The 8675-nt window shown below is 44.1% G+C and carries 10 protein-coding genes; 4 read left to right on the top strand and 6 right to left on the bottom strand.

Going from position 1 to position 8675, the window contains the following annotated elements:
• Positions 1–162 precede the first annotated feature (162 nt).
• Positions 163–1671, top strand: a complete 1509-nt coding sequence (locus PG722_RS13475; RefSeq protein WP_064787031.1) for a recombinase family protein — start codon at positions 163–165, stop codon at positions 1669–1671.
• Positions 1672–2227: 556 nt separating this feature from the next.
• Here the strand turns inward: PG722_RS13475 and PG722_RS13470 are convergent.
• From PG722_RS13470 to PG722_RS14290, 6 genes are all read right to left on the bottom strand, one after another.
• On the bottom strand, positions 2228–2977 hold the full coding sequence (locus PG722_RS13470; RefSeq protein ID WP_117553178.1) for a hypothetical protein: 750 nt from the start codon (positions 2975–2977) through the stop codon (positions 2228–2230).
• A 215-nt stretch (positions 2978–3192) separates the two neighbouring features.
• The gene (locus PG722_RS13465; protein ID WP_005930793.1) at positions 3193–3483 is read right to left on the bottom strand and encodes a hypothetical protein; all 291 of its coding nucleotides are present in this window, start codon (positions 3481–3483) and stop codon (positions 3193–3195) included.
• Entirely contained in the window at positions 3461–3709 is a 249-nt protein-coding gene (locus PG722_RS13460; protein ID WP_117553177.1) for a ferredoxin, read from the bottom strand. The genes PG722_RS13465 and PG722_RS13460 overlap by 23 nt, the downstream gene beginning before the upstream one ends.
• A gap of 109 nt (positions 3710–3818) precedes the next feature.
• Positions 3819–4202 (bottom strand): TnpV protein, encoded by a 384-nt coding sequence (locus PG722_RS13455; RefSeq protein ID WP_117553176.1) that lies wholly within the window; start codon positions 4200–4202, stop codon positions 3819–3821.
• Complete coding sequence (locus PG722_RS13450) at positions 4199–5980, bottom strand: recombinase family protein (RefSeq protein WP_270580844.1); 1782 nt, start codon at positions 5978–5980, stop codon at positions 4199–4201. Before PG722_RS13450 ends, PG722_RS13455 begins: the two co-directional genes overlap by 4 nt.
• Before the next feature lie 68 nt (positions 5981–6048).
• On the bottom strand, positions 6049–6438 hold the full coding sequence (locus PG722_RS14290; RefSeq protein ID WP_173018957.1) for a hypothetical protein: 390 nt from the start codon (positions 6436–6438) through the stop codon (positions 6049–6051).
• 23 nt (positions 6439–6461) lie between these two features.
• Here PG722_RS14290 and PG722_RS13440 point away from each other — a divergent pair, with 23 nt between their 5' ends.
• From PG722_RS13440 to PG722_RS13430, 3 genes are all read left to right on the top strand, one after another.
• Positions 6462–7406 carry a DUF6017 domain-containing protein gene (locus PG722_RS13440; RefSeq protein ID WP_002604485.1) on the top strand — a complete coding sequence of 315 codons (945 nt, stop codon included), beginning with the start codon at positions 6462–6464 and terminating at the stop codon, positions 7404–7406.
• Positions 7407–7442: 36 nt separating this feature from the next.
• Positions 7443–7916, top strand: a complete 474-nt coding sequence (locus PG722_RS13435) for a PcfB family protein (protein WP_002604484.1) — start codon at positions 7443–7445, stop codon at positions 7914–7916.
• A partial coding sequence (locus PG722_RS13430; protein ID WP_270580842.1) for a type IV secretory system conjugative DNA transfer family protein occupies positions 7913–8675 on the top strand: 763 nt, incomplete at its 3' end. The genes PG722_RS13435 and PG722_RS13430, both read left to right, overlap by 4 nt.

Raw genomic sequence — 8675 nt, 5'->3', positions numbered from 1 at the left:
AGCACAGCGCAAAAAAGAAATTGAGCGTTGTCTTTATGAGGTGTTCAGAAAATATGGGGACAGATTTCCCTAATCATTCGCAACATTGTTGTCCGGGGCTGCTGATGGTATAATATAGTTGTAAGGTTGGTAGCTCCATTCCAACAAGGAAAGGAGCCCAATATGGAATTTATCAGAGAAGATTGTATTTACGCAAGACAGTCAGTAGACCGCAAGGACAGTATCAGCATTGAAAGTCAGATCGACTTTTGCAAGTATGAATTGAAAGGTGGGAGCTGCCGGGTATTCAAGGACAAAGGCTATTCCGGTAAAAATACGGACAGGCCGGAGTTTCAAAAGCTGTTGGGCGAGATCCGCAAGGGAAAGGTCAGGCGGGTCATCGTGTATAAACTGGACCGTATAAGCCGCTCTATTCTGGACTTTGCAACGATGATGGAGCTGTTTCAAGAGTATGATGTGGAGTTTGTATCATCCACAGAAAAGTTTGATACTTCGACCCCGATGGGCCGGGCCATGCTGAATATCTGCATTGTATTCGCCCAGCTTGAACGTGAGACAATTCAGAAGCGTGTCACAGACGCCTACTATTCACGGTGCCTGAAAGGCTTTCACATGAGCGGACAGGCACCATACGGTTATCAGTTAGAGCCTACTGTGGTAGAGGGTATCCGCACAAAGAAAATGGTTGCCGACCCCATAGCCGCCGACCATGTTCGGCTGATGTTTGAAATGTACGCTGAACCGGAAACCTCCTTCGGAGATATTACTCGATACTTCGAGGAACATGACATAAAAATTTATGGCAAATCCATGTTCCGTACATTTCTTTCCCAGCTTTTAAGAAACCCCGTTTATGCACAGGCCGACTTGGAGCTGTACGAATTTTTCAAGAGTCAGGGTGCAGCGATTGTCAATGACGCTTCTGACTTTGCCGGAACAAACGGCTGCTATCTCTATCAGGGGCGGGATGTGAAGGAGGACAAAGACAGGTGCTTAAAAGACCAGATACTTGTTATCGCTCCCCACGAAGCACTCATTTCCTCTGACACATGGCTGAAATGTCGGAAAAAACTTATGGCAAACACCACCTTCCAGCAGGGACGGAAACCAAAAAATACTTGGCTGGCCGGAAAAATCAAATGCGGGCATTGTGGGTATGCTCTGAAAGCCACCCATGTACCAAACAGCACCGGCTATTTCCGCTGTACCAAACGGACGGAAAACAAAGGCTGTCCGGGCTGCGGGAAAATCCGCAAAGAAGAATTTGAGCAATTCATTTTCTCGGCCATGCAGGAAAAGTTCAAAGATTTTCAGATACTCCACGGCAGGGAGGAAAAAGTCAATCCGAAACTGACCGCCTATCAAGTGGAGCTGGCACAGGTGGAGGCAGAAATTGAAAAGCTGCTGGATACGCTAACCGGAGCCAATGCGACCTTGCTTGCCTACGCCAACAAAAAAATTGAAGAACTGGACACCCGACGCCAGACCATTTCAAAGGCAATCGCTGAATTGAGCGTTGAAACCATATCTCCCCAGCAGATAAAGAAGTTATCCTATTATCTCGACAACTGGGACAGCATAGATTTTGACGACAAAAGAAAAGCCGCCGATGGCTTGATCTCTACAATCAAGGCCACCAGTGACCATGTTCAGATAGAGTGGAAAATCTGACATTTCCGCTCTATCGCCCCTCATTTCTATTTTATCTTGTTTGTACCCCTTGTACACCGATGTTTGAAATATAAAAGATATATTTTCTTTACATTCCTCTGCGTTAGCAGGTAAAACACAGGAACCCATCACATATTTTTTCTCATTATAGGAAAACTCAATAAGAGTAAAAGCCATATCATTATCATAATCAGACTTGATAATTTCCATTAGATCTTTTGCTTCAATAATGAGCGTTGGCTTTTCATTTTTCTTAAAACCAAACATGAATAACACCTCCAAGAATTAACTTTATCTTATTTTTCATTATACTTCATCAACTTAACGAATGGAAGAAAAAATTTGTGTGCAGAGTTCCTGTTCAAGCCTTGTAACGCGCATTTATGCAAAATCCATAGTCCCCGATACTTTCCTCACGGGTGATATACAGTCGGAATTCTGTCAGCTCATGAAATAAGAAAAACCGACGCATGATCGCTTTACGCTCAATACATCGGTTTCTTCATCTGACCTTGACGGTCATATTCAGTTGTGGCAGATTAGCCAATTTGAAAAATTACTCTGGCACATCTACTGAGTAGCTCAGACAATCGCCTCTTTTATTGCTTTTCAAATCGTTATAATACCACATATACATCGTTCTACCATATTCTTCATATTCTATAATCCCATCTGGCTTTTGACCTTCTACTTCTAATGAGTAAATTTCTTTATCATGTGCATAGCCAAAAACGAATCTGGTATCCGGATAATTTGGATTTAAGTCTTGTTGAATATCACTTATTGTTAAAGATAAATGGATAAATTTTTTGAAGTCTCCCCCATAAGTGGTATCTGGTGTAGTGGTAGCTGGTGTAGCATTTACAAACGCATATTGTACACTTGCTTCCTCCACCTGTTTTTTGCAGCGTGCCATCACAAAACCTTGAACGGGATCGTTATCGCTTCCTGCCCGATAGAAAATAGTATCATACTGTTTGCCATTCCATATATGCAATATTTCATCAACATGATTAAGAAAATCTTCTGGAACAGAAAATTCTTCATTTTCAGCATTCAAAGGAGAATTCAAAATAGCTTCTTCGACAGAACTATAATATATGAGTTCAGAATCCTTTTTATCGTAATCACTCAAATTGAATTCGACATATGCATTGTCTTTATTGTCATCTTCCGGAACATAAGTATAACGACCATTTTCAATATGGTCATCATAATCAACAAACAGTCCAATACATATCAGCGCTGCAAAAATCAAAAAAACTATTCCTACAATGATTAGCAATATTTTCAAAAATTTTTTCATACAAAAGTCCACCTTCTTGCTTCATTTCAGTAAATTATATCATACCGATATGAACAATTCAATTCACGCTCTATCAAGTAGTTTTTTACTTACCTATAACGCACATTTCCGCAAAATCCATAGTCCCCGATACTTTCCTCACAGGCGATAGGCAACGGTCAAAACATCAGGTCTGCACCTGACATTTTAACCGCATATCAGCCCTGATTATCACATTATCCCTGCTGGCTGTTCAGCCCATGCTTTTTCGCATATTCACTGGCTTTCTGTCTGCGTTCCTCACTGTAAGGCGGCAGGAAACGGATAGACAGACGGGACTTTGCCAGCTCATAAGAAACACCGCCTTGAACATTGGATTTTTCCAGTCGGCAAAGGTCAGGGTACTTCTTAGCAAAAGCAGCCAACCTCTTTTTCAATCCGGCGTTGTGGGTGTAGATATTTGCCTTGTCCTCGCCCTCATTAAAGAGAACGATTGTTTCTTTCTCAATCTTTGTCAGTCTCGTCATAGCAGCCCTCCCTACGGTTTTTCAACACCCTCAGCCTGCGGTAAAAGCAACGATACCACCTTTCAACACCCTCAGCACTCAGCTTGACGGAAAGCATATAAAACAGCTTCTTCGCCACCGGATCGGGTGCAAGGGCAGCCACCATACGCAAACGCTCGACAGTTGCTTTCAGGTTCGGACAGCCAAAGGCATAAAGGGCTTCCATTTCATTCCGGTTCATCTTCATTGTGTTTTCCTCCTTAAAGTTTGATAAATGAAAAGCGACAGACACTTCATAAGGAAATACCTGTCGCTTCGTTGACGATATAAAATTGTTGGTTTTGGACTTGATAAAATCAGCAGTAAATCATTTCCTGTCTGATGATTTCTTCGGCTCGGTTACGGATAGAGTTTATGGACTGTACCCACAACATCTGATTATCTGCTTTCATGGTTTCGGTCACACCCTCGGCTTGTTTCATCTGCTCAATGATAAGGCTGCACCTTTCCGCTGCCTGTTCGTTCAGGTCAGCAAGGTAAGTATGCAGTTCGCCGGATAAACAGAGGGCAGATAACCTTGCAGGGCGGTACTGCTCCAAATATGTCCTGTGCAGTCTGCCCCACATACCGATAGGGCGGTGTTCCTCCGGCAGCTTCAAGTCCGGCACATAGTAATCGCCCACAAGAACATAGTCCAGACCATTGCTTTCATCATGGATTCGTGGTTTCAATTCTGTCATGCTATTTTTTCTCCTTTCACTTTTTGCCGATTTGATTTGCTTGTGGCGTTCTGTTCAACACACACATTGCTATCAGAGCTTTTTTCTTCTGCTATACGCTCATGCTCCGCAAATTCTTTTGATTTCTCACGAATCTTTTTCATATACTTACGATTGGATTCTCGTTTTCTGCGAAGTCGTTCCGCCTCTTTTTCAGCAGCAATCCTTTCTTCCTCGGTTGGTTCATGCTGCTCCACAGGTACTTGAAATTGCCCGACATAGTTAAGATATATCTCCACCTCTGTGGTGCGGTCTGCACCTTTTCCTTGTGGCTCGTGAACCAGAATTTTGTCGATAAATTCATTTATCATGGCAGGAGTAAGTTCTGTAATGTTCTCATACTTTTTGACCAGCTTTAGAAAACGCTCCACATTATTTTGACCGCCTATAATCCGTTGCATATCAGCGGTGTCAGTCTCAATAATCTTGTTCAGCTCGTTCTGCTCATTTTCATAATCAGTAAGCATACTCTGAAAAAGTCTGTCCGGCAATCTTCCAATCACATTATCTTCATAGATTTTCCTGATAAGCATATCCAGTTCGTGAACTCGCTTCTGATTTCTTTCAATGCGGTTTTTTACAGTTTCAGAAACAGCAATATCTTTCATCGCCGATTCTTCTTGCAGAGAATAGACAAACTCCTGCTCATTCAAAGAAACATAATGGCAAGTCTCCTGTATGGTTTTCAGAATGATGCTTTTAAGTGCTTTTGTTGAAATATGGTGGCAAGTACAGTGACGATCATACTTCTGATAAGCAAGATTATAAGTGGAACATTCATAACAATCTGCCGGATTGGAATAACTTGTCCTTTTTTCGCCTTTGGCAGTATAGTATATTCTTTCTCGCCCTTTCCGCTGCCTGTGATTATACATCGGCGCACCACAATCAGCACAGTAAATCTTTCCGGTCAGAACATTAGGCTCGCCCATAGGATCTGCTTTTCTTACATTCTGTCTTAACTTTTGAGCAAGCAGCCATGTTTCTTCATCGACAATAGGCTCTTGTGTATCATCAAAAACCACCCAATCTTCCTTGTCTGCCCTTTTCGTCTTTTTGTCCTTATAGGAATTTTTGAATGTCCTGAAGTTGACAGTCTTTCCGATATACTCTGGTCGGGCAATCAGAGTAGTAACCTGATTTCCTCGCCACATATACGGATTTTCTTTGTCATAGTTGCTTGCATGATTTCCAAGTCCCTTTTTTCCAAGATAATAAGACGGTCTTTCTATTTTTTCTTCTGAAAGTTCTCTTGCTATCTGATAAGGTCCTTTTCCCTCAATAGTCATGCGATAAATTCTGCGGACTACTTCAGCAGCTTCTTCATCAATAATCCAATGGTCGGGGTTTTCGGGGTCTTTCAAATAGCCGTATGGTGGGATATTACTTGTATGAGCGTTGCCGGAAGAACCTCTGGATTTCAGTACAGCTTTAATTTTCTTACTTGTGTCCCTGACAAACCACTCATTCATGATATTCAGAAAAGGGGCAAACTCACTGGTTTCTTGACGGTCACTGTCAATACCATTATTGATTGCTATAAATCGAACTTCCTTTTCTCTAAACAGAATGTCAGTGAAAAAACCTACTTGCAGATGATCTCTGCCGATTCTGGACATATCCTTGCAGATACAGGCAGTGATTTCTCCGTTTTTAACACCTTCAACAAGTCTGTTCCATGAAGGTCTGTCAAATAATGAGGTGTGATAGCGATAGCGGCAAAAAGCTAATAAAATCAATGGTTTTGCGGACAGCGGATAGACAGGGAATGTGTTAAAAACTGAATACGCACACAAACGGCGTTACCTTAACCCCTTTGGGGGAGAAAGTAACGCCGTTTTTTTATGCCCGCAGGAAAGGAGGTGCAGCCGGAATGTATTTCACAAAGGGCAAGCAGCGGGCGTTTGAATTGCTCATGCAGCAGAAGCCGGGATTTGACCGCTATCAATCCGGTTGTGCCGGAGATGATGAAGATTGCGGCACTTGCCGTTTCTACCGCCCCGGGTGGAAATATGAGTTTTGCGTTTTCAAAGAGTGTCCCTATTGCCCCGGCAAAAGGACGCGGAAAACGCACGCCAGCATGGACAAATAGACGGGCAAAAGCCCTTGTGCCATGCGGCTTTGCAGACGCGAAAACGGCAAAGGGCATATTGCAATACCAAAACAGCCGAAAACGGCTTTCTAATTGTCCACGCATACCAAGAGAGGAAGTGAGGAAATATGGCAGTTTTCAGAGTGGAGCGAAATACGGGATATACCGTTATGAGCAACCACCACTTGCGAAACAAGGAATTGTCCTTAAAGGCAAAGGGCTTGTTGTCGCAAATGCTTTCGCTGCCCGAAGATTGGGATTATACCCTTGCGGGCTTATCCCATATCAACCGGGAGAAGATCGACGCAATCCGCGAAGCGGTAAAGGAACTCGAAAAAGCCGGATATATCGTGCGCAGCCGGGAGCGCGACGAAAAGGGACGCTTGCGGGGCGCAGATTACGTCATATACGAGCAGCCGCAGCCGCGAGAGCCGGAAGCAGCTACCAGCGGCGGACAGCCGCCTATATTGGATTTACCTACATTGGAAAATCCAACATTGGATAATCCAACGTTGGAAAAACCTACGCAGGAAAAACCTACGTTGGAAAATCCAACGCAATTAAATAAAGATATATTAAGTAAAGAACAATCAATTACTGATTTATCAAGTACCGATTCCATTCCTTTCCATTCCCTAAACCCCTTGCCCTTTGCGCATGGCGAAGCGGCTACGCCGCCGGAAAGGAAAAGAACGGAAGCGAAAAGCAATAGCGCAGTAGAGATTTACAGGGAGATTATCAAGGACAATATCGAATACGACCATCTCATTCAAAACTGCAAAATTGACAAAGACCGTTTGGACGAGATTGTTGACCTTATGCTGGAAACCGTCTGCACAGCCCGAAAGACAATCCGTATTGCCGGGGACGACTACCCCGCCGAATTGGTGAAATCCAAGTTTTTGAAGCTGAACAGCAGCCATATTGAGTTTGTTTTGGATTGCATGAGGGAGAACACAACCAAAGTGCGCAACATCAAGCAGTATCTAAAAGCGGTGCTGTTCAACGCGCCGAGTACCATTGACAGCTACTATACCGCCCTTGTCAATCACGACTTATACGGCGGCGAATGAGCATAGCCGCACTTTACCGGGAAAGGAGTTGATACCTTGCAGGAGGAAGTAACCCAAAAAACGATTGCCCTATACGTCAAAGTGGGAAAAGGCGCGGCGCGGCTTACCGAACAGGCGTTACAGAAAGCAATCCAAAAGTTTTTGGAGCAGAAAAGCAAACCCGCGCATGGGAAACAGACCATGCGGCAGCTTATGAAGCAGAACGCGGGTGTTTCCAACATCGAGATCACCGACAGCAATATTAAAGCCTTTGAGAGTACGGCGAAGAAATACAACATAGATTTTTCGCTAAAAAAGGTTAAGGGCGAGCAGACCCGTTACCTTGTGTTTTTCAAAGGCCGGGACGCGGACGTTATGACCGCAGCGTTTCAAGAGTTTTCCGCAAAGAAGCTGAACCGGGAGAAAAAGCCCTCTATCCGCAAAGCCCTTGCCGCTGCAAAGGACAAGGCGAAGCAGCTTAACGCCGCCCGCGACAAGGTAAAGAAAATGGACAGGGGGCGCGAGATATGAAGCAGATCAACTACAAAAAGCTGATACTTCCGAATATCCCCTATGTGTTCTTTGTCTATCTCTTTGATAAAGTCGGACAGGCGGTGCGGCTTGCCCCCGGCGCGGATATTTCTGCAAAGATACTGAATATCACACAAGGATTTTCCGCAGCCTTTGAAAACGCCTTGCCGAGCGTTTACCCGTTGGATTTGCTTGTCGGCATTGTCGGTGCGGTGATTATCCGCTTGATAGTCTATGTCAAAGGGAAAAACGCGAAGAAATACCGCAAGGGCGCGGAGTACGGCTCTGCCCGATGGGGAAACGCCGAAGATATAAAGCCCTACATAGACCCGGATTTCCAAAACAACATCATTTTGACGCAGACGGAACGGCTTACCATGAACAGCCGCCCGAAGCAGCCGAAGTACGCGAGAAATAAGAACGTCGTCGTGATCGGCGGCAGCGGCAGCGGAAAAACAAGATTTTTTGTCAAACCTAATCTAATGCAGCTTCATTCCTCTTACGTCTTAACCGACCCGAAAGGTACGGTTTTGATTGAGTGCGGGAAGCTGCTGCAACGGGCGGGCTACCGCATTAAGGTACTGAATACGATTAACTTCAAAAAATCTATGCACTACAACCCCTTTGTGTATATCCGCAGCGAGAAAGATATTTTGAAGCTGGTAAATACGTTGATAGCGAATACCAAAGGTGAGGGAGAAAAAAGCGCGGAGGATTTTTGGGTAAGTGCGACTCGTTCGCAGGCGGTAAAAAGTCTGC

The sequence above is a fragment of the Butyricicoccus sp. OF27-2pH9A genome, from assembly GCF_027693185.1.
GTDB classification, from domain to species: Bacteria; Bacillota; Clostridia; order Oscillospirales; family Butyricicoccaceae; genus Agathobaculum; species Agathobaculum butyriciproducens.
Note: the sequence above shows the minus strand (reverse complement) of the source record. Positions and strands in the feature narration are given on the sequence as shown.